This window comes from Kitasatospora sp. NPDC057500, assembly GCF_042802195.1.
Taxonomy (GTDB): domain Bacteria; phylum Actinomycetota; class Actinomycetes; order Streptomycetales; family Streptomycetaceae; genus Kitasatospora.
The window spans coordinates 20,721-41,906 of record NZ_JBHVER010000035.1; the positions used below are offsets into that span (position 1 = coordinate 20,721).

Below are 21,186 nucleotides of genomic sequence, written 5' to 3' on the forward strand. Positions count from 1 at the left end.
GCGGGGGCGGGGCAGGACACCACCGCTGCGGGACCGGAACCTGACGCCGGTCCCGCGGCAACCCCGCTGACTGATCAGGAGTTCCACATGACGACGTCCCCGGAGACGGCGCTGCTCCGCCTCCTCCCCGTTCCCCGCACGGCCGTCCCGGGCGAGCGCGGCTTCCCCCTCCGCGCGGGCACCCCCGTCGTGGTCGCCGACTCCGAGCTGCTGACGAGCGCCGCCCTCTTCGCAGAGCGCCTCGCGGCGGAGACCGGGCTGGTGCTCGGCCGGGCCGAGGTCGGCGCCGCGCGGCCCGGCGCGATCAGCGTCCGCGTGGATCCCGCCGACCCGGCGATCGCCGCAATCCCCGTGGCGCGCGGCGTATCCGCGTCCGGGGACGACCTCGGCGCGGAACGCCACACCCTCACCGTGGACGGCGACGGCATCCGCGTCGTGGGCGCGTCCGCGGCCGGCGTGCACCGCGCGCTGACCACCCTGGTCGCGCTCGCCGAACAGCTCCCGGCCGACTCGACGGGTGTCGGGCTGCCCGCCCTTGCCCTCACCGACGGCCCGGCCCTCGCCTGGCGCGGTCTCTCACTGGACGTGGCCCGCGCGAGGTTCTCGGTCGCCGAGGTGTGCCGGGTGATCGACCTGCTCGACCGCTACAAGCTCAACGTGCTGCACCTGCACCTGACCGACGACCAGGCCTGGCGCCTGGAGATCGGCTCCCGGCCGGAGCTCACGCACGGCCAGGAGCCCGACGCCTTCTTCACGCAGGCGCAGTACCGCGAGGCCGTCGCCTACGCAGCCGCGCGCCACGTCACCGTGGTGCCCGAGATCGACATGCCCGGCCACAGCACCGCCGCGATCGCCGCCTACCCGGAGCTGAGCTCGGCGGAAGCGACGGCCCTACCGGGCTCGACCGAGGAGATGTGGGCCAAGCTCGTCGCGGGCGAGCTCCGGCCGCTGTGGCTGGAGCCCGGACGACCGGAGGTGTGGCAGTTCGTCGAGGAGGTGATCGCCGAGCTCGCGGCGCTCACGCCCGGGCGATTCCTCCACATCGGCGGGGACGAGGCCTTCGGCATGCCCGTGGCGGACCACCGGGCGTTCGTGGCCCGTGCGCGCGAACTGGTCCGCTCCCACGGCAAGGAGCCGATCGGCTGGCAGGAGTCGGTCAGGGTGGCGTCCGCCCCCGGCGAGCTCGTCCAGCTCTGGATCGACGAGGAGGTGGCCCCCGACCCGGCGCACCCGTTCCTGACCGTGCTCCCGCCGCAGGTGAGGGACATGCTCCTGGCGGCCTCCCGCGAGGCCACCGAGGACACCGCCCTGATGGCCGAGCAGCAGGCGCGGGTCCTGGTCTCCTCCGGTGGACGCGCCTACCTCGACCGCCCCTACGCGGAGGCCGTCACCGGCGAGGCCGAGGAGCGCCGCGCCCGCCTCGGCCATCCGCTCTACCCGCCGGTGACGCTGCGCGACGCCTGCACCGCGCCGATCGCGGGCCTCGACGCCGAGACCGCCTTCGAGGTCGCGGGCTTCGAGGCGGTGGTCTGGTGCGAGTCCGTGAACGGCGCCGACGACCTGTTCTTCCTGCTGCTGCCCCGCCTCCCCGCGCTCGCCGCCCGCGCCTGGTCCCCGGGCCCCGCCCGCAGCTGGGACGACCTGCGCACCCGCCTCGCCGCCCAGTCCCCCGCCTGGCGCCGCCACGGGCTCACCTGGTTCCCGGCGCCGTCGGTCGACTGGACTTGACCGGAGCCTGTGGGGTGGCCGGCTGATTACGCCGTGCTGATGGTGGACGGCATCCTGATCCCGCGCTGTTGTTCCGCACCCGCGATCATGGCCCGCACCCGTGATCGCGGCCCGCCCCCGGGATTCGCCGTCCGGCTGCGGACTCAGACGTGCTGGGCCACCGGGTCGGCTGCCGCCGGGTGGGCTGCCGTGGTGTGGTCTGTCGAGGTCTGCCCGGCGGTGTGGCGGCGGTGGGTGAGGAGGAAGACGGACAGGCCGAGCAGTGTCATCGCGGCGCCGGCCACGGCCAGCACCGGATACGCCGGTGCCCGGTCCAGGACGATGCCCCCGACCGCGGAGCCGAGCGCGACGCCGGAGTTGAACGACGCGGCGGCGAGCGTGGACACCAGGGCGGATGCCGTGCCGGCCAGGTGCAGGGCGTAGGACTGCAGCGGCGGCACCATTCCGAAGCCCGCGCCGCCGAGCAGCACCAGCAGGACGAGGACAGCGGGCAGGACGGAACCCAGGGCCCACAGAGCCAGCAGCGAGACGGTCAGGGTGCCGAGGATGACGACCACGGTGCGGGTCACCGACCGGTCCGCGTAGCGGCCGCCGAGAGCGTTGCCGCCGATCAGCCCCGCACCGAACAACAGGAGCAGCCAGGTGACGGAGTCGGCGGCGACGCCGGTGACGGTCGTCAGGAAGGGGGCGATGTAGGTGTGGACGACGAAGAGCCCGCCGTAGCTGAGTGCGATGGCGAGGAAGGCCGCCCACAGGGCGCCGTTGCCCAGAACACCGAAGCCGCGGTCCTCCGCCCGGACTTCACTGCCTGCGGTGCTGCCGGGCAGGAGCATCCACATGGCGACGGCGCCGACGAGCGCCAGGGCGGACACGACCCAGAAAGCAGCCTCCCATCCTGCCGCGCGTCCCATGATGTTGCCGATGGGGACGCCGATCACGTTGGACACGGTGAAGCCGGTGAACACCACGGCGATGGCCGTGGCCCGACGGGAGGGTGCGACCAGGCTGCCGGCGATGGTGATCGCGATCCCGAGGAAGCTGCCGAGCATCGCCCCGGCGAGCGCCCGCGAGGCCGATACGACCAGCAGGGAGCCGGTGGCCGCGGTGAGGGCGTTGGCGGCCATGAACACCAGGGCAAGGCCGATCACCAGGGGCTTGCGAGGCAGACGCATCGTGGCGGCCGCGACAAGCGGTCCGCCGATCATCGCGCCGAGCGCGAAGCTGGTGGTGACCCAGCCGGCCCGGGACACGGACACTCCCAGGTCGTCGCTGACGAGCGGCAGCAGACCGTTGGGGACCAGTTCGGCCGTCCCCAGGGCGAAGGCGGTCAGAGCGAGGGCGATGATGGGCAAAGGCATGCCCTCGATCCTGGGAGAAGCCCTGGTCAGCTACCAGTTCCCTTCTTCTGCACGCCCCGGGAAGGGTGGCACTCATGGGGATATGGTTCGCCCGCACGCATCGCTCTAGGGTTGGTTCATGAACGATCCGGGTGATCTGGCCGTCTTCCTCCGGGCCAAGCGCGCCGTGCTGCCGCCGGAGGCCACTCCCTTGAACGGGTTCGGAGTCCGCCGCCGGGTTCCGGGCCTGCGACGGGAAGAGGTCGCCCAGCTGGCGGGCGTCAGCGTCACCTACTACACCCGGCTGGAACAGGGCCACAGCCGCCACGCCTCCGACGAGGTCCTGCTCGCGCTGGCCCGGGCCCTGCAACTCTCGGTCACGGAGACGGAACACCTGCTCGACCTCGCGCGGGCCAAACGCATCCCTGCCGCGGCAGACCACGGCCCGGAGACGGCCAGCCCGAACGCCCGGACACTGCTCTCCCTGGTCGCCACCCGGCCGGCCGTGATCCTGGGACGCCGCAACGACGTCCTGGCCTGGAACGACCTGGGACACGCCCTGATCGCCCCGCACCTGCCCGCCGACGCTCCCGACCACCCCAGCACCCAGCCGTCCCTGCCCCGCCTGCTCTTCCTCGACCCCCAGGCCCGTGCCCTCTACCGGGACTGGGGCAAGGAGGCGGCCGACTACGTCGCGTACCTACGGCTGATCAGCGGGAAGTACCCGGACGACGAAGTCCTGACCCGCATGATCGGCGAGCTGTGCGTGAGGGACGACGCCTTCGCCGCGCTGTGGGCGTCCGGACGCGTCGGCGAATGCGTCGCCGGAACGAAGCGCATGATCCACCCGGGCGCGGGCCACGTGACCGTCGACTTCCAGCTCTGGGCCCAGTCCGACCGGCCCGACCAGCGCCTGGAGATCTACGAACTCCGCAACGATCCCGACGACTCGCGCGTCCGCGCGCTCCTCACCGCGCCCGCCCTGCTGGCAGGAACCCGATGAGCCTGCCACAGCCGACGCCGGGCCGGCCACCGTTCTACCCAGGGCCGCCCGTGCGTGACCCGCGAAAAGGCATCGGAGTGCGCAAGTGCGGAGACCGGCTGGTGCTCGACTCAGCCTTCTACGTGCTGCGCTCGGGCTGCCGGTGGCGGATGCTCCCGCGCGACCTCATGCCCTGGGACGCGGTCCACCGTTGGTGCACCGAGTGGCGCCGGACGGCACCTGGGACCGCGCCCACGACGAGCTCCGCCGCCGGGTCCGGCTTCCTGGCAATCGGTCAGTGTTCCAGGTCGTAGACCACGGTGACGGGGGCGTGGTCGCTCCACCGTTCGGCGTGGGTGTCGGCGCGTTCGACGTAGGCCTCGACGGACTTGGCGGCGAGGGTGGGGGTGGCGACCTGGAGGTCGATGCGCCAGCGGAACGACGGCTTTTGTAAAAGGTCCACCCGTTCGAGTGCAGGTTGTTCGAGGGTGTCTGCTGGCCTTGGCGGTAGGGGAGGCCCATGGGCAGCATGACAGTTTTGGCGCCGGTTCGGGCGGTGGTTGGTTCGCGTGTCTCGGACACGCACGGGGACGAGGGCAAGGTCTCGCACCTGGTCCAGGCGGAGTCGGCGACGCGGCACGCGGTCTCGAAGGAGTGGGAGATCGTCGGGTCCTTCGAGGACCTGGACGTCTCTGCCCAGATCACGCCGTGGAAGCGTCCCGACCTGGGTCCGTGGCTCACCGAGCGGCAGGGCGAGTGGGACGCGCTGGTCTGGGCGAAGGTCGACCGGGCGTTCCGCTCGGCAAAGGACTGCGCGGACGTCGCCCACTGGGCGGAGGAGAACCACAAGGTTCTGGTCTTCACCGACGACGGGATCACCCTGGACTACCGGGAGGGCCGCGAGTCGTCGTTCGGGAACGAGCTGGCCAAGACATTCCTGATGCTGGCGTCGATCTTCGCGGAGATGGAGCTCAAGCGGATCAAGGCCCGCGTCTCGGCCGCTCACAAGCACCTGCGCAAGACCGACCGGTGGGCGGGCGGGCAGCCGCCGTACGGGTACCGGATCATCGACCGCCCGGGCGGCGGCCGCACACTCGAACCGGACCCGGTCACCTCCGAGGCCGTCCGTTACATGGGCAAGCTCCTGCTGGAGGGGCAGAGCCAGTGGATGATCGCCACCGCGCTGGAGGCCGCCGGCTTCGACACGCCGTCGACGCACGCGTTCAAGAACCAAGGCGAGTCGTACTCGAGCAAGCGCAAGACTGCTCCGTCGAACCATTGGAACCCGACCAGCGTGGGGAAGATCCTGCGCTCGCCGGCGACGATGGGCCTGAAACTGACCGGCCGCTCCGTGAAGGCGCGCAAGATCGCCCGCGACGCCAAGGGGCTGCCGATCCGGATGGCGAAGCCGCTGTTCACGGAGGAGGAGTGGGCCGCGGTCCAGGCGGTGATGGACGAGCGCTCGGTGACGAAGGAGCGCTTGAACGGTGCCTCGCCCTGGCTGGGCGTTGCGCTCTGCGACCGCTGCGGCGACCGGTTCTACCGGCAGGTGAACCTCGCCAAGAACGGTCGCATCTACGAGTACTACCGCTGCGCGAAGACGGCCGGCAAGCCCGCCTGCAAGGGCCAGTCCGTCAAGGGCGAGCGCGTCACCGCAGCGATCACCGCCCTGGTCGAGCGCCTGGCCGGGCTGGCGATGACGGTGCGCAGGTTCATCCCCGGCGAGGACCACACCGAACAGCTCAACCACGTCACCCAGGCCATGAATGACCTCCGGGAGGAGAAGCGCCGCAACCTGTTCGACTACCCCGGCGGCGACGACGAGTACTCCGAGGCCCTCGAAGTCCTCGTCGACGAACGCCGCCGCCTCGCCGCCCTCCCACAACGCCCCTCCGCCTGGGTCGAGGTCGAGACAGGCCAGACCTTCGCCGACGCCTGGGCTCAGGCCGACCAGGAACAGCGTCGCCAGCTCCTTCTCGGCCTCAAGGCCCGCCTCTACATGACACCGGCCATCGAGGGCTGGTACCTGCCCGCCGAACTTCAAGAGCGAGTACGACAGCTTGAGTGCGTGGATGGCTCGGCGTCCGTCGGGTGACCCGAATCGCCAGTGAGACCGGCCAGAGCCTTGCCGCCACCCGCAACCTCGCCCGGACGTGCTGCGACGTTTCTCGCGGCCAGCCAGACATGTTGATGTCTGAGTGAGAGCGGAATGTCCCAATAGCCCTCCGCACGGCGTACCAGCCGTCCATCATGTAGGCATGACGTCCAATGACTCCGACCCAGCGCACGCTCGACCAGAGATCACTGCGGTGACGCGGCAAGACATCTTCAAGTACCTGCGCGGGATGTCGAGCCCCTGGTGGGGAAAGCTGGACGAGGTCACGTTCCTGGAGGGCCTATACGACCTGGACCATCGTCAGCCTGAGAACAGCCAGCTTCCGACTGTCCGGGACGATATCCAGCAGCACCGATTCAACAACTACGACCTGCCCGACGACTGGATCTTCGAGGACCCCAGGTTGGAGCTTGCCCACGGGCCGGACGAGGTACTGCTCGCCTTTCTGGCACGGATGGTCCATCCCGAGGTGGCAGCCGATGTCGAGGAGGCGATGGCGTACGTCGATGAACTGAATCGGCTTCTGGCGCCGGACGGATGGGGCCTGCGCTCCTACGAGCTCGTCTCCGGCCGACCGCTGTACACCCCGGTCCGCGTCACCCCGACAGGCCCGTTGATCCCGCTGCCACTGGGCGACGAAGACACTGGCAAGCTCGACCTGGTCCTCGGTCAGACCTACAGCCTCTTGGACTGCGCCGGCGAGGAGAGCGTACGCGACCTGCTGCGCACCGCGGTCCTGACCCTGCGCCGCGACGGCGGGTTCTTCCATCCCATGCCCGGTGACAGCTGGACGGCGGACACGTACGAGGCGGTCTTGACGGTGGAGCGCGAGCTCCTGCACACCGTCACCGAAGAGACGAAGGGGTTGATCTGGCGGACGCTGGAGACCGTGCTCGGCCAGCTCGGTCGCACCGACGTCCAAGGCCTCGTGGTCGAGGGCGATCCCCGGCCGATGCCCAACATCGCGCCGGACTGGCGGACCCAGGCCGCTGCACCTGCCACCCCCATCGTTCGCGGCTTCCGTCTCCCCTTCACCACCACCGAGTTCGACGTCACCCGGGGGGACTTCGCCAGCCTGGAGATCCGCGGTTCCCAAGACGGCGATGGGCTCCAGCACCTCTACGACACCCGCGCACGCCGAATGATCACCGACTTCGTCCTCGACGATCGGCCCCAGGTAGCGACCCTGCTCAACGTCACCATCATCAAGAAGGGCGACAGCTACACGCCGAGGGTCAAACTCTGGAAGAAGGACAAGAAGAAGGCGGGGGACACCCCTATCTTCCTGATGGTGCCTGATACCGGCGCCACCCGGGCCGTCAAGGCGCTCGTCGACACCGGCGACGTTCACGAGAACTTCTGGAAGGTCATCAACTTCCTCCAGGGCTGCGCCGGCCTGAGCACCCCGGGTGACCTCCACCAGCTGGTGACCGGGGACGAAGCGCAGCTGGTGCAGCTGTTGACCGGTCAGGACCGGACGATGGTTCTCGGTGCGGTCAGGACCGCGATCGGCGGCGGACTCACGGAAGAGGACATCCGGCTGATCAGCAACCGCAAGGAACAGCTCCAGAGGTTCGAGCGGTTGCTTACCGATCCGGGCTACTTCCAGCGGGCGGAGAGCCTGGCCACGACACGCGGGCCGGAGGCGGTCTGGCAGGCCTTCTTCGAGGAGAACCAGTGGATCTTCGGTTACGGCCTCAACCTCATCGCCTGTGAGTCCATCGACGACGGCAAGCTGGAACGCATCACCACAGGCGCCAGTATTTTCGGCGGGGCCGGGAAGCGCATCGACGCCATCATGCGTTCCAAAGGCCTGATCAGCAGCATGCTCTTCTGCGAGATCAAGACCCACAAGACGGAGCTACTCGCCGGAACCCCGTACCGATCGGGCGTCTATCAGGCATCGAAGGAGCTGGGCGGGGGCGTGGCTCAGGTGCAGAAGACCGCCAACAAGGCCCAGCAGCTCATCTCCCGACAGTTCCTCGATCGCATCTACGAGGACGATGGCACCCCGATCGAAGTCGGGCTGTCCACCACCCGCCCCCGGCAGGTCGTGGTGATCGGGAGCCTGCAGGAGTTCATCCAGAACGGCGCCGTGAACCCGGAGAAGATCAGCTCCTTCGAGCTGTACCGGACGTCCATCCAGGACGTCGAGATCATCACGTTCGACGAGCTCTACCAGCGGGCGTGCTTCATCGTTGAGGACCGCTGAGCCTGGTTGGCGGAAGAGCATCGGACCTGGCTCCATCGCGTGAGCATTGCGACGGACAAGACCTTTACCCCCGGTGCCGGCGGGGCTGGTGACCTGGGCGGAGGTGAGGACCAAGCGTCCGCCGACCGCGTACCCGGACCCTCGTCGGCCCGGCCAGCAGTACCCGCTCCACCAACGCCCCCTACCGTCCAGCCTTACGCACCACCACGTGGCTGCGGCTGAACCATATGGCCGGCCGCAGGCTCGGTTCTCAGCCGTCGATGCGCCCGGTGCTGTCGCCTGGGCCCTCAGGGCCTGGCGCGGGGGAGTGGACCAGTAGGTCGCCACCGTCGGGACGCTTGGGAGTGAGGGTGAAGGCGATGCGGTGGGTGCGGGCGCGGGAGAGCCCGGCCTCGGTCTCCGCTCCCACCGCGAACAGCTTGAAACCGGCCTTGGCCTTCGCGTCGGCGCGCAGCTCGACCTCGAACTCTATCTCCACCGGGCCGACCGCGGACACCATCTGAGGGTCGCCACCGGTCCGCGCGGCGGCTTCGAGCCGTTCGTCGCGTACCGCCGCGACCGCGTCCGCCAGCGGAAGATCCATCAGACCGACCCACCCCTTCGAGCACACGACCGTGCGTGGCCTTGCCGATGCGGACACCGTAGGATCCGCGCGGGGGCTCTCGCAGGGGAAAGACGACTTCGACCGGACCGGCCCGCCCATCGGAATACAGGCGGGCCGGCCCAGTGGCGCCGTTAGGCGCAGGTGTCGAGCATCTCGGTGAGCGCGGCCTTCTCGGGCTCGGTGACGTTGAGGCCGTAGAGGTGCTTGATGTCGGTCCAGGCAGCGGTAGTAGGTGCACCAGCTCGATCGCAGCGGCGGCCGCCACTGATCGGGCGACTTGTCGGCCTTCGCGCGGTTCGAGGCCGCGGACACCGCGACCAGCTGGGAGTGTTCCAGGTCGTTGGCGAACTGCTTTCGCTTGTCCGTGGTCCAGGTGTCGGCGCCAACTGGCAGGGAGCGTCATTCCGAATGTGCCATGTTCCTGGTGCTGGAGGATCAGCGGTAGCCGTCCTACCCGCCTACGGATCGAGTCCTTCGAGCCAGGAGGCCACGTCCAACGACTCCTGCAGGGCTGGTCCGAAGTGGTCGAGGTTCGTTTCGGTGAGGGTGCGGTAGTAGCCGGTGGCTTCTTCGACGGTGGCCAGGCCCTCCGCCCGTCGGCCTGCCTCGCCCAGCTGGATGGAGAGGTTGTTGAGGGCGCTGGCGAGGTCGGGCAGGTAGGCGTCGCGGTCGGCCTCCGTGAGGACGCGGCGGATGGCGACGGCTTCTTCGATGGCGGCCAGACCTTCGATCCGCCGGCCTGCCTCGCCCAACCGGAGGGAGAGGTTGTTGAGGGCCATGGCGAGGTCGGGCAGGTAGGCGTCCGGGTTGGCCTCGGCGAGGGTGCGATAGTGACCGGCGGCTTCCTGGATGGCGGCCAGACCCTCCGACCGCCGGCCTGCCTCGCCCAGCTGGACGGAGAGGTTGTTGAGGGCCATGGCGAGGTCGGGCAGGTAGGCGTCGCGATTGGCCTCGGTGAGGGTGCGGTAGTGACCGGCGGCTTCTTCGATAGCGGCCAGGCCCTCCGACCGCCGGCCCGCCTCGTCGAGGTCGATGGAGAGGTTGTTGAGGGCGCTGGCGAGGTCGGGCAGGTAGGCGTCCGGGTTGGCCTCCGCGAGGACGCGGCGGATGGCGGTGGCTTCTTCGATGGCGGCCAGGCCCTCGGGCCGCCGGCCTGCCTCGCCCAGCTGGACGGAGAGGTTGTTGAGGGCGCTGGCGAGGTTGGGCAGGTAGGCATCGGGGTTGGCCTCGGTGAGGGTGCGGTAGTGACCGGTGGCTTCTTCGATGGCGGCCAGGCCCTCGGGCCGCCGGCCTGCCTCGCCCAACCGGATGGAGAGGTTGTTGAGGGCGCTGGCGAGGTTGGGCAGGTAGGCGTCGCGGTTGGCGGCGGCGAGGGTGCGGTAGTGGCCGGTGGCTTCCTGGATGGCGGCCAGGCCCTCGGCCCGCAGGCCCACCGCGCCGAGGTCGACGGAGAGGTTGTTGAGGGTCATGGCGAGGTTGGGCAGGTAGGCATCGGGGTTGGCGGCGGCGAGGGTGCGGTAGTGGCCGGTGGCTTCCTGGATGGCGGCCAGGCCCTCGGCCCGCAGGCCTGCCTCGCCCAACCGGATGGAGAGGTTGTTGAGGGCGCTGGCGAGCTTGGGCAGATAGACGTCCGCGTCCGCCTCAGCCAGAGGGCGGTAGCGGTCAGTGATGGCGTGGGTGAGCCGGGCCGCGGTAGTGGTGAGGCGGTGACTGCTGCGGGGGAAGAGACCGTAGAGTGCGTCGAGGGTGTCGAGCGGGGTGCCGAGGTCGGCGGTGAGGGTGTCGAGAGCGGCCCTGAGGGGCTGGGGGTGGTCGGTGCGGGTGGCGATGGTGACGATGTGTGGGACCAGAGCTCCGTGGTGGCGGACGCAGAGGTCGGTGAGACGGGTGTCGAAGCGGCCCTGGAACACCGGGTGGGCGGCGGCGCGGCTGTAGACGGTGAGGAGTTGCTCGGCCTGGGTGTCGTCGGCGCCGTCGAGGAGGCGGTCGGCGAGGCGGGGGTCGGCTTCGAGGACGCGGCCGGCATGGCGTTCGGCGAGGCGGTCGGGCTGCAGGGAGCCCCAGGGCGGTCCTCCCGGCGATGAGGTGGCGGGGTAGAGGGCGGCGAGCCAGGCGGTGACCTGGTTGCGGCGGTCGCGGGGCTGGTCGGCGAGGGCGGGAAGGCGCCGCCACAACACGTCGGCTTGTTCGCGGTCGGTGGCACCGGTGAGGTGGGCGGCGGCGAGCGCGGTCTCCAGGGTGTCCATGCTGAGGGCACGGGTGAGGCCACGGGCGGCGGCACTGCCCTGCCAGTAGCGGCTTTCGTGGCCGAGCAGCCGGTCCTCCACGTCCTGGACGTCGTCGTCTCCCGTGGGGTCCGACGGTTCGGTGTGGGCGGTGTCGAGGAGGTTGGCGAGGGCGGTCATGTGGAGGGTGAGCGCGTTGCCGTAGGCATCGTTCCGGTCCAGCCGGTGGGGTGGTTGCAGGGCGGTGGCGACCGCGGTCCAGTCGTGACCGGCCATGCCCGGGACGGCCGGAAGAGCAAGGGCGAGGGCGCGGGCGGCGTCGCTGTAATGGGCGGCGCGTAGTTCGGGCCTTTCCTCCAGCGGTTCGAGGCGGCGCGTGCGGGCGGTGGCGAGCAGCTCTTCGGCCGGCCGGCTTCCTGTACGGGCCTGGCGCCACCAGTCGCCGGCGGTGCGGGCGAGGAGGAGGAGCTTGAACGGACTGGTCTCGGGGTGTTCGGCGGCGGCGTCGACGAGGGCGCCGAGTTGTTGGGGGCGGGTCTCGGCGTAGTCGAGGACGACCAGCAGCGGCCTGGCCGCGCGCCGCAGTTCGCGCAGCTGGTCGGGGCGGGCGCCGGCCCGCGGCCACAGCACGGTCCAGCCCTGGGCGGTGAGCCGCCGGCCGAGATGGTGGGCGAGGCGGGTCTTGCCCTGCCCGCCCGGACCGTGCAGCAGCCACGCCCCGAACCCGTCCCGTCCGCACCACGCCTCCAGCTCGGCGAGCAGAGCCTCCCGGCCATGGAAGGGCACGGTCTGGCGTCCGGCCTCCAGCAGGGCGGCCGGTGTGACGGGGGTCCGCCGGGCGGCGGGGTCGCCGGTGGGGTCGGCGAGGTCCTGGAACTCCACCGCCTCCAGCCCGGCCGCCGGGCCGCCACCGTGTTCCGTGAGGGTGGTGCGGAAGGCGGGGTCGTGGTGGAGGACGTAGGAGGGGACGACGTTGAGCCGGCCGTGGGCGGAGTGGGCCCGGTCGGAGGCGACGACGCCGGTCAGGTAGCGGTCGCAGAACACCGCCGCCCCCGACAGGCCGCCCCACGGCGACGTCCCGTCCCCGGGCCACTCGCCGGCGGGGGTGCGCAGGTCCATGACGTACTGGTTGCCGACGAAGCCGCTGCCCGGGTTGATCTCCCCGCTCAGTTGGACCGCCTCGACGGCGCGGCCTGTGCGTTGGGCCTCGTCGGGGACGCCCCACGTCTCGCACGCGGTGCCGGGACGGGTGGTGTCCGGCCGCCCCCACCGAATCGGAGTGGTGGGCGGATGCCAGTGCGGGGAGTCGTCGACGAGCACGAGCGTGGCGTCGTCGCGCCCTCCCGGGGCCCCGGCCCACACGACCGTCCCGCCCGCGTCGCCGGTGCCGGCCGGATGGAACACCTTCACCCTGGTGCCGACGGGTCCGGTGACGTGCGCGGAGGTCAGGACCAGGCGCCCGCCGACCGCGTACCCCGACCCCCGCCCGCCCGGACCGTTCACCCCGGCCACCCGTACCCGCTCCACCCCAGCCCCCCTACCGTCCGTCCTTGCGTACCCTCACGTGGCCGCGGCCGGACCAGGGCGCCGGCCGCGATCCCGGCTTTCAGCCGTCGATGCGCCCGGTGCTGTCACCCGGGCCTTCCGGGCCCGGGGCGGCGGAGTGGACGAGCAGGTCGCCGCCGTCGGGGCGTTTGGGTGTGAGGGTGAAGGCGACGCGGTGGGTGCGGCCCCGGGAGAAGCCCGCCTCCGCCTCCGCCCCGACCGCGAACAGTTTGAAGCCGGCCGTGGCCTTGGCGTCGGCGCGCAGCTCGACCTCGAACTCCATCTCCACCGGCCCCACCGCGAACACCACCTGCGGATCGTCACCGGCCCGGGCGGCTGCCTCCAGCAGTTCGTCGCGTACCGCCGCGACCGCGTCCGCCAGCGGAACACCCATCAGACCCACCCCTTCAAGCACCTGACACTGTGCGGTCCTGCCGATGCGGACACCGTAGAGCCCGCGAGCAGGCCCGCGCAGGGGGAAAGACGACTTCGACCGGACCGGGCCCGCCCACCAGACCGCTGGGTGGGCCAGGCCGATCCGGGTGGTGGTTATGCGCAGGTGTCGAGCATCTCGTTCAGCGCGGCCTTCCCCGGCTTCGTGACGGACAGGCCGTAGAGGTGCTCGGTGTCGGTCCAGGCCCGGCTGTAGGTACACCAGTAGGAGGCGGCCGGTGGGCGCCAGGCGTCCGGGGTCTTGTCGCCCTTGCTGCGGTTGGAGGCGGCGGAGACGGCGATCAGCTGGGAGTGCTCAAGGTCGTTGGCGAAGGCGCGGCGGATCCAGGTGTCGGCCCCGACTTCCGAACGTGCCATATTCCTCTGCCGAAGCGTGCGGCGGTAGGTAGCCACCTCACCCGTCTACGGTGCGAGCCCTTCGATCCAGGCCGCCACATCCAGAGACCGTTGTAGCTCTGGGCCGAAGGCGTCCGGGTTGGCTTTGGCCAGGTTGCGGCGGATGGCAACGGCTTCTTCGACGGCGGTCAGAGCCTGGGTCCGCCGACCCACCTCACCGAGATTGACGGAGAGGTTGTTGAGGACGCCGGCGAGGTTGGGCAGGTAGGCGTCGGGGTTCGCCTGGACCAAGGCGCGGTAGTGGTCGGTGGCCTCTTCGACGGCGGTCAGAGCCTCCGGTAGTCGGCCCGCCTCGCCCAACCGGTTGGAGAGGTTGTTGAGGGCGCTGGCGAGGTCGGGCAGGTAGGCGTCGGGGTTCGCCTCGGCCAGGGCGCGGCGGATGGCAACGGCTTCTTCGACGGCGGTCAGAGCCTCCGGTAGTCGGCCCGCCTCGCCCAGCCGGGCGGAGAGGTTGTTGAGGGCGCTGGCGAGGTCGGGCAGGTAGGCGTCGGGGTTCGCCTCGGCCAGGGCGCGGTAGTGGTCGGTGGCCTCTTCAACGACGGTCAGCGCCTCCGGCCGTCGGCCTACCTCGGCGAAATTGACGGAGAGGTTGTTGAGGACGCCGGCGAGGTTGGGCAGGTAGGCGTCGGGGTTCGCCTCGGCCAGGGCGCGGCGGATGGCAACGGCTTCTTCGACGGCGGCTAGGCCCTCCTCCCACTGGCCCGCCTCGCCCAGCCGGGCGAAGAGGTTGTTGAGGGAAGTAGCGAGGTCAGGCAGGTAGGCGTCGGGGTTCGCCTCGGCCAGGGCGCGGCGGATGGCAACGGCTTCTTCGACGGCGGTCAGAGCCTCCGGCCGTCGGCCCACCTTGGCGAGATTGATGGAGAGGTTGTTGAGGGAAGTAGCGAGGTTGGGCAGGTAGGCGTCGGGGCTCGCTTCCGCGAGGGTTCGGTAGTGGTCGGTGGCTTGTTCGCTGGCGGTCAGGGCCTCGGTCCGTCGGCCCGCCTCGCCCAACCGGACGGAGAAGGTGTCAAGGGCCGCAGCGAGGTCAGGCAGGTAGGCGTCGCGGTTCGCCTCGGCCAGGGCGCGACAGATAGCGACGGCTTCTTCGATGGCGGTCAGGGCCTCCATCCATCGGCCCACCTTACCCAGGCGGTGGGAAAGGTTGTTGAGAATGCTGGCGAGGGCAGGGAGGCGGGCATCCGGGTTCGCGTCGGCGAGGGTGCGGTAGCGGTCGGCGAGGGTGCGGGTGAGGCGGACGGCGGTGGTAGTCAGGCGGTGGCTGGTGTGGGGGAGTTGGTCGTGGAGTGCGGTGAGGCTGTCGAGTGGGGTGGCGGGGTCGGTGGCGAGGGTGTCGAGGGCGGCGGTGAGAGGGGCCGGGTGGTCGGTTTGGGTGGCTGTGGTGATGATGTGTGCGCAGAGTCGGCGGTGGTGGCGGACGCAGAGGTCGGTGAGGCGGGTGTCGAGACGGCCCTGGAAGACGGGATGGGTGGCGGCGCGGCTGTAGACGGTGAGGAGTTGCTCGGTCTGGGTGTCGTCGGCGCCATCGAGGAGCTGGTCGGCGAGGTGGGGGGCGGCCAGGAGGGTACGGCCGGTGTGGCGTTCGGCGAGGCGGTCGGGCTGCAGAGCCCCCCAGGGCGCCGCTCCCGAGGCCGTGGTGGGGTAGAGGGTGGCGAGCCAGGCGGTGACCTGGTTGCGGCGGTCGCGGGGCTGGTCGGCGAGTGCGGGCAGGCGCCGCCACAGCAGGTCGGCGTGTTCGGGGTTGGTGGCGCCCGTGAGGTGGGCGGCGGCGAGCGCGGTCTGCAAGGTGTTCATGCTGAGGGCGGGTGTGAGGCCGCGTGCGGTGGCGCTGCTGTGCCAGTAGCGAGCTTCGTGGCCGAGCAGCCGGTCCTCAACATCCTGTACGTCCTCGTCCTCGGTTCGGTCCGCGGGTTCGGTATGTGCGGTGTCGAGGAGGTCGGCGAGGGCGGTCATGTGGAGGGTAAGCGCATTGCCGTAGGCACTGTGCCGGGCCAGCTGCCGGGGCGGTTGCAGGGTGGTGGCGGCTACGGTCCAGTCGTGCCCGGCCATGCCCGGGATGTTGGGGAGCGTCGTGGCGAGGGCGTGCGCGGCGGCGCGGTAGTGGTCGGCGCGCTGTTCGGGGTCGTCCTCCAATGGGGTGAGGCGGCGGGTGCGGGCGGTGATGAGGTGGTCCTCGGCCTGTCGGCTGGCGTCGCGGGCCTGTTGCCACCAGTCACCGGCGGTGCGGGCGAGCAACAAGAGTTTGAACGGGCTGGTGCCAGGGTGGTCGGCGGCCGCGTCGACGAGCGCGCCGAGTTGTCCGGGACGGGTCTCGGCGTAGTCGAGGACGACCAGCAGGGGCTTCGCCGCCCGCCGCACCTCCAGCAGCTGTTCAGGACGGGCACCGGCCCGCGGCCACAACACCGTCCAGCCCCGGCCGACGAGTTCGCGGCCGAGGTGGTGGGCGAGGCGGGTCTTGCCCTGCCCTCCTGGGCCGTGCAGCAGCCATGCCCCGAACCCGTCTAGCCGGCACCACGCCTCCAGTTCGGCGAGCAGAGCCTCGCGGCCGTGGAAGGGGACAATCTCCCGCCCTGCTTCCAGCAGCGCCGCCGGTGTCACTGCGGCGCGCCGGGTGGCGGGGTTGCCGGTGGGGTCGGCGATGTCCTGGAACTCCACCGCCTCCAACCCGCCCGACCGGCCGCCCCCGTGTTCCGTGAGGGCGGTGCGGAAGACGGGGTCGTGGTGGAGGACGTAGGCGGGGACGACGTTGAGGCGGCCGTGGAAGGAATGGGCGCGGTCGGAGGCGACGACGCCGGTCAGGTAGCGGTCGCAGAACACCGTCGCCCCCGACAGGCCGCCCCACGGCGACGTCCCGTCGCCCGGCCACCCCGCGCCGGAAGTCCGCAGATCCATGACGTACTGGTTGCCGACGAAGCCGCTGCCAGGGTTCATCTCGCCGTGCAGTTGCACGGCCTCAATGGCGCGGCCGGGGCGCTGGGCCTCGTCGGGGACACCCCAGGTCTCGCACACGGTGCCGGGGCGGGTGGTGTCCGGCCGCCCCCACTGGACGGGATCGGCGGGTGGTTGCCAGTGCGGCGAGTCGTCGACGAGGACGAGCGCCGCGTCGTCACGCCCGCCCGGCGTGCCAGCCCACACGACCCGGCCTTCCACGGTGCCGGTGCCAGCCGGTTGGAAGACCTTCACCCTCGTACCGACGGGTCCGGTGACGTGCGCGGAGGTCAGGACCAGGCGCCCGCCGACCGCGTACCCCGATCCGCGTCCGCCCGGACCGTTCACTCCGGCCAGCCGTACCCGCTCCACCCACGCCCCCTACCGTTCAATCCTGCGTACCGCCACGTGGCTGCGGCCGGACCAGGGAGCCGACTGCGGTCCGATTATCAGCCGTCGATACGCCCGGTGCTGTCGCCTGGGCCCTCCAGGCCCGGGTCGGCGGAATGGACCAGGAGGTCGCCGCCGTCGGGACGCTTGGGGGTGAGAGTGAAGGCGATGCGGTGGGTGCGGGCTCGGGAGGGGCCGGCCTCGGTCTCTGCCCCCACCGCGAACAGCTTGAACCCGGCCTTCGCCTTGGCGTCCGCGCGCAGTTCGACCTCGAACTCCATCTCCACCGGCCCCACCGCGAACACCACCTGCGGGTCGTCCCCCGCCCTCGCGGCTGCCTCCAACAGTTCGTCGCGCACCGCCGCCACCGCATCCGCCAGCGGAACATCCATCAGACCCACCTCTTCAAGCACCTGCCCTGTCTATTTGCCGGTGCGGACACCGTAGGGGCCCACCCAAGCGTCTACGCAGGGAAAATACGACGTCGACCGGACCGGCCCACCCAACAGAACGCGGAGCGGGCCAGCCTACCGGGTCAAGTGGCTAGGCGCAGGTGTCAAGCATCTCGTTCAGCGCCGTCTTCTCGACGGTGGTGATGGACAGGCCGTAGACGTGCTTGGTGTCGGTCCAGGCCCGGGAGTAGGTGCACCAGTAGGAGGCGGCCGGCGGGCGCCAGACGTCCGGCGACTTGTCGCCCTTGCTGCGGTTGGAGGCGGCGGACACCGCGATCAGCTGGGAGTGGGCGAGGTCGTTGGCGATGGCGCGGCGCTTGGCGGTGGTCCAGGTGTCGGCCCCGACTGGCGGGGAGCGTCGTTCCAAGCCTGCCACATTCCTCGTGCCGGAGGATCGGCGGTAGCCGCCTTACCGGCCTACGGATCGAGTCCTTCGAGCCAGGCGGCTACGTCCAGTGACTTTTGTAGTGCTGGTCCGAATAGGTCGGGGTTGGTGTCGGTGAGGGTGCGGTGGATGGCGATGGCTTCCTCGGCGGTGGTCAGGCCCTCCGTCCGCCGGCCCACCTCACCGAGGTCGACGGAGAGGTTGTTGAGGGCCAGGGCGAGGTCGGGCAGGTGGGCGTCCGGGTTTGCTTCGACCAGGGTGCGGTAGTGGTCGACGGCTTCCTCGATGGCGGCCAGGCCCTCCGCCCGCCGGCCCACATCACCCAGCCGGACGGAGAGGTTGTTGAGAGCTGCCGCGAGCTCAGGCAGGTAGGCGTCCGGATTCGCGTCAACCAAGGCGCGATAGTGGCTGGTGATGCTGTGGGTGAGGCGGGTGGCAGTGGTGGCGAGGCGGTGGCTGGTGTCCGGGAGTTGGTTGTGGAGTTCGTTGAGGGTGTCAAGCGAGGTGTCGGGGTGGGTGGCGAGGGTGTCGAGGGCGGTGGTGAGTGGGGTCGGGTGGTCGGTGCGGGTGGTGGTGATGATGTGGGCGGCCAGGGCCTGGTGATGGCGGAGGCAGAACGCGGTGAGGTTGGTGTCGAGGTGGCCGTGGAAGACGGGGTGGGCGGCGGCGCGGCTGTAGACGGTGAGGAGCTGGGCGCTTTGGGTGTCGTCGGCGCCGTCGAGGAGTTGGTCGGCGAGGCGGGGGACGGCCAGGAGGGTGCGTCCGATGTGGCGTTCGGCGAGGCGGTCGGGCTGGAGCGCTCCCCAGGGTGACCCGCCGGGACCGGCGCCCGCCGGAGGGTAGAGGGCGGCGAGCCATACGGTGACCTGGTCGCGGCGGTCGCGGGGCTGGTCGGCGAGGGCGGGCAGGCGCCGCCACAGAAGATCGGCGCCTTCGTCGTCGGTGGCGCCGGTGAGGTGGGCGGCGGCGAGCGCGGTCCTCAGGGTGTTCATGCCGAGGGCGGAGGTGAGGCCGTGGGTGGTGGCGGTGTCGCGCCAGTACCGGCTCTCGTGGCCGAGGAGTCGGTCCTCGACGTACTGGACGTCCTCATCGTCGCTGCTGCCCGCGGGTTCGGTGTGGGCGGTGTCGAGGAGGTCGGCGAGGGCGGTCATGTGGAGGGTGAGCGCGTTGCCGTAGGCGTAGTCGCCGAGTCGCCGGGGCGGTTGCAGGGTCGCGGCGGCCGCGCTCCAGTCGTGGCCAGCGGTGCCGGGGACGGTGGGAAGCGCAAGGGCGAGGGCGTGGGCGGCGGCCCGGTAGTGGCTGGCGCGCAGGTCGGGGTCGTCCTCCAGGGGGGTGAGGCGGCGCGTGCGGGCGGTGGCGAGGAGTTCTTCGGCCTGCCGGCTTCCTGTTCGGGCCTGCTGCCACCAGTCGCCGGCGGTGCGGGCCAGGAGGAGGAGCTTGAGCGGGCTGGTGCCGGGGTGTTCGGCGGCGGCGTCGACGAGGGCGCTGAGTTGTTCGGGGCGGGTCTCGGCGTAGTCGAGGACGACCAGCAGCGGCTTCGCCGCGCGACGCAGTTCGAGCAGCTGTTCCGGGCGGGCGCCGGCGCGCGGCCAGAGCACGGTCCAGCCCCGGGCGGTGAGCTCGTGGTCGAGGTGGTGGGCGAGGCGGGTCTTGCCCTGTCCGCCGGGGCCGTGCAGCAGCCACGCACCGAACCCGCCCCGGTCGCACCACGCCTTCAGCTCGGCGAGCAGAGCGTCGCGGCCGTGGAAGGGCACGGTCTGGCGTCCGGCCTCCAGCAGCGCCGCGGGTGTCTGTGGGGCACGTCGGACGGCGGCGTGGACGGTGGGGTCGGCGATGTCCTGGAACTCCACCGCCCGCCAGCCCGCCCGCCGGGCCGCCGGCATGATTCGCGAGAGCTGCCCGGAAGGCGGGGTCGTGGTGGAGGACGTAGGCGGGAACGACGTTGAGCCGGCCGTGGGCGGAGTGGGCCCGGTCGGAGGCGACGACACCGGTGAGGTAGCGGTCGCAGAACACCGCCGCCCCCGACAGGCCGCCCCACGGCGACGTGCCGTCGCCCGGCCACCCGGCAACAGGGGTGCGCAGGTCCATGACGTACTGGTTCCCGACGAAACCGCTGCCCGGGTTGATCTCCCCGCCCAGCTGGACCGCCTCGACCGGCAGGCCGTTGCGCTGGGCCTCGTCCGGAACTCCCCAGGTCTCGCACGGGGCGCCGGGCGCGGAGGTGGCCGGGCGCCCCCACCGGACGGGGTCGGTGGGCGGTTGCCAGTGCGGGGAGTCGTCGACGAGGACGAGCGCGGCGTCGTCGCGCCCACCGGCGGTGCCGGCCCACACGACCCGGCCCTCCGCGGTGCCGGTGCCGGCCGGGTGGAAGACCTTCACCCCGGTGCCGAGCGGTCCGGTGACGTGGGCGGAGGTGAGGACCAGTCTGCCGCCGACCGCATACCCCGATCCGCGCCCGCCCGGTCCGTTCACCCCGGCCAGCCGTACCCGCTCCACCCCAGCCCCCTTATCGCTCGGTTCCGCGTGCCGCCACGTGGTCGCAGCCGAACCAGATCGCCGGCCGCGGGTTCGGTTCTCAGTCGTCGATGCGCCCGGCGCGGCGGAGTGGACCAGCAGATCGCCGCCGTCGGGGCGCCTGGGGGTGAGGGTGAAGGAGACGCGGTGGGTGCGGGCGCGGGAGAGGCCGGCCTCGGTTTCCGCGCCGACCGCCCAGAGCTTGAAGCCGGCCTTGGCCTTGGTGTCGGCGCGCAGCTCGACCTCGAACTCCATCTCCACCGGCCCCACCGCGAACACCGCCTGAGGGTCGTCACCCGCCCGCGCGGCGGCTTCGAGTAGTTCGTCGCGTACCGCCGCGACCGCGTCCGCCAGCGGAACATCCATGAGACCCACCCACCCCTTTGAGTACCCGACCGCGTGGTCGTTCCGATGCGGACACCGTAGAGCCCGCGCGGAGGCCTGCGCAGGGGAAGGCCGACTTCGACCGGACCAACCCGCCCACCAGAACACAGGGCGGGCAGGCCGAGTGAAGTCGTTAGGCGCAAGTGTCGAGCATCTCGGTCAGCGCGGCCTTCTCCGGCGCGGTGACGGACAGGCCGTAGAGGTGCTTGATGTCGGTCCAGGCCCTGCTGTAGGTGCACCAGTACGATCGCAGAGGCGGCCGCCACTGGTCCGGCGACTTGTCGGCCTTCGCCCTGGTCGAGGCGGCGGACACCGCGCACGATCTACGTTAGCCTCGTGCCGGGCCCGGACGGGATGCTCATCCTCACGCTCTCCATCCACGCCGGCGGCGTCGAGTACTCTCCGGATTTCATCAGGCCCACCGAGACCCTCCGGCCGGATGCCGAGGACACCCACTGGTCGACGTGACCTTCCGTCGCCCCGCCGCCGGTGAGCGAACGACCCGGACCTCGTGACGTACTGCGCCTGTCCCGGCCGA

Annotated in this window: 16 protein-coding genes and 2 pseudogenes; 6 read left to right on the forward strand and 12 right to left on the reverse strand. The window is 71.2% G+C overall.

Annotation, left to right across the window (positions count from 1 at the left end; all coding sequences use genetic code 11):
- Positions 1 to 87 precede the first annotated feature (87 nt).
- Positions 88 to 1,728, forward strand: a complete 1,641-nt coding sequence (locus ACFU74_RS10805; RefSeq protein ID WP_380754938.1) for a family 20 glycosylhydrolase — start codon at positions 88 to 90, stop codon at positions 1,726 to 1,728.
- Between the two features lie 143 nt (positions 1,729 to 1,871).
- Here ACFU74_RS10805 and ACFU74_RS10810 read toward each other — a convergent pair whose 3' ends face one another.
- Positions 1,872 to 3,086, reverse strand: a complete 1,215-nt coding sequence (locus ACFU74_RS10810; protein WP_380754941.1) for an MFS transporter — start codon at positions 3,084 to 3,086, stop codon at positions 1,872 to 1,874.
- Between the two features lie 118 nt (positions 3,087 to 3,204).
- On the opposite strand from ACFU74_RS10810, the gene ACFU74_RS10815 reads away from it, so the two are divergent.
- Complete coding sequence (locus tag ACFU74_RS10815; protein WP_380754944.1) at positions 3,205 to 4,068, forward strand: helix-turn-helix domain-containing protein; 864 nt, start codon at positions 3,205 to 3,207, stop codon at positions 4,066 to 4,068.
- On the forward strand, positions 4,065 to 4,361 hold the full coding sequence (locus tag ACFU74_RS10820) for a transposase (protein ID WP_380754947.1): 297 nt from the start codon (positions 4,065 to 4,067) through the stop codon (positions 4,359 to 4,361). Before ACFU74_RS10815 ends, ACFU74_RS10820 begins: the two co-directional genes overlap by 4 nt.
- Here ACFU74_RS10820 and ACFU74_RS10825 read toward each other — a convergent pair.
- A pseudogene (locus ACFU74_RS10825) lies at positions 4,343 to 4,480 on the reverse strand (exodeoxyribonuclease III); the annotation flags it as partial. The gene ACFU74_RS10820 and the pseudogene ACFU74_RS10825 sit on opposite strands and share 19 nt — an antisense overlap.
- 123 nt (positions 4,481 to 4,603) lie before the next feature.
- Here ACFU74_RS10825 and ACFU74_RS10830 point away from each other — a divergent pair.
- The gene (locus ACFU74_RS10830; RefSeq protein WP_380754950.1) at positions 4,604 to 6,142 is read left to right on the forward strand and encodes a recombinase family protein; all 1,539 of its coding nucleotides are present in this window, start codon (positions 4,604 to 4,606) and stop codon (positions 6,140 to 6,142) included.
- A 163-nt stretch (positions 6,143 to 6,305) separates the two neighbouring features.
- Positions 6,306 to 8,375 carry a Shedu anti-phage system protein SduA domain-containing protein gene (locus ACFU74_RS10835; protein WP_380754953.1) on the forward strand — a complete coding sequence of 690 codons (2,070 nt, stop codon included), beginning with the start codon at positions 6,306 to 6,308 and terminating at the stop codon, positions 8,373 to 8,375.
- Between the two features lie 250 nt (positions 8,376 to 8,625).
- On the opposite strand, the gene ACFU74_RS10840 is transcribed toward ACFU74_RS10835, so the two are convergent.
- From ACFU74_RS10840 to ACFU74_RS10885, 10 genes and pseudogenes are all read right to left on the reverse strand, one after another.
- Positions 8,626 to 8,958: a trypco2 family protein gene (locus ACFU74_RS10840; RefSeq protein ID WP_380754956.1), complete on the reverse strand. Its 333-nt coding sequence runs from the start codon at positions 8,956 to 8,958 to the stop codon at positions 8,626 to 8,628.
- Positions 8,959 to 9,437: 479 nt separating this feature from the next.
- Entirely contained in the window at positions 9,438 to 12,731 is a 3,294-nt protein-coding gene (locus ACFU74_RS10845) for a tetratricopeptide repeat protein (protein WP_380754959.1), read from the reverse strand.
- Positions 12,732 to 12,810: 79 nt separating this feature from the next.
- Positions 12,811 to 13,143: a trypco2 family protein gene (locus tag ACFU74_RS10850; RefSeq protein ID WP_380754962.1), complete on the reverse strand. Its 333-nt coding sequence runs from the start codon at positions 13,141 to 13,143 to the stop codon at positions 12,811 to 12,813.
- Positions 13,144 to 13,298: 155 nt separating this feature from the next.
- A complete protein-coding gene (locus ACFU74_RS10855; RefSeq protein WP_380754965.1) occupies positions 13,299 to 13,559 on the reverse strand; it encodes a hypothetical protein in 261 nt (86 codons plus the stop codon).
- 45 nt (positions 13,560 to 13,604) lie between these two features.
- Complete coding sequence (locus ACFU74_RS10860) at positions 13,605 to 16,730, reverse strand: tetratricopeptide repeat protein (RefSeq protein WP_380754968.1); 3,126 nt, start codon at positions 16,728 to 16,730, stop codon at positions 13,605 to 13,607.
- A gap of 242 nt (positions 16,731 to 16,972) precedes the next feature.
- On the reverse strand, positions 16,973 to 17,305 hold the full coding sequence (locus ACFU74_RS10865; RefSeq protein WP_380754971.1) for a trypco2 family protein: 333 nt from the start codon (positions 17,303 to 17,305) through the stop codon (positions 16,973 to 16,975).
- A gap of 151 nt (positions 17,306 to 17,456) precedes the next feature.
- Positions 17,457 to 17,732 carry a hypothetical protein gene (locus ACFU74_RS10870; protein ID WP_380754974.1) on the reverse strand — a complete coding sequence of 92 codons (276 nt, stop codon included), beginning with the start codon at positions 17,730 to 17,732 and terminating at the stop codon, positions 17,457 to 17,459.
- A gap of 50 nt (positions 17,733 to 17,782) precedes the next feature.
- Positions 17,783 to 19,633, reverse strand: coding sequence for a tetratricopeptide repeat protein (locus ACFU74_RS10875; RefSeq protein ID WP_380754977.1), 1,851 nt, complete (start codon positions 19,631 to 19,633; stop codon positions 17,783 to 17,785).
- 814 nt (positions 19,634 to 20,447) lie between these two features.
- Positions 20,448 to 20,630, reverse strand: a pseudogene (locus ACFU74_RS10880) (trypco2 family protein); the annotation flags it as partial.
- Positions 20,631 to 20,781: 151 nt separating this feature from the next.
- Positions 20,782 to 20,961, reverse strand: coding sequence for a hypothetical protein (locus ACFU74_RS10885; protein WP_380754980.1), 180 nt, complete (start codon positions 20,959 to 20,961; stop codon positions 20,782 to 20,784).
- A gap of 23 nt (positions 20,962 to 20,984) precedes the next feature.
- Between ACFU74_RS10885 and ACFU74_RS10890 the strand changes: the two genes are divergently transcribed.
- Positions 20,985 to 21,116: a hypothetical protein gene (locus ACFU74_RS10890; RefSeq protein WP_380754983.1), complete on the forward strand. Its 132-nt coding sequence runs from the start codon at positions 20,985 to 20,987 to the stop codon at positions 21,114 to 21,116.
- The last annotated feature ends 70 nt before the right edge of the window (positions 21,117 to 21,186 follow it).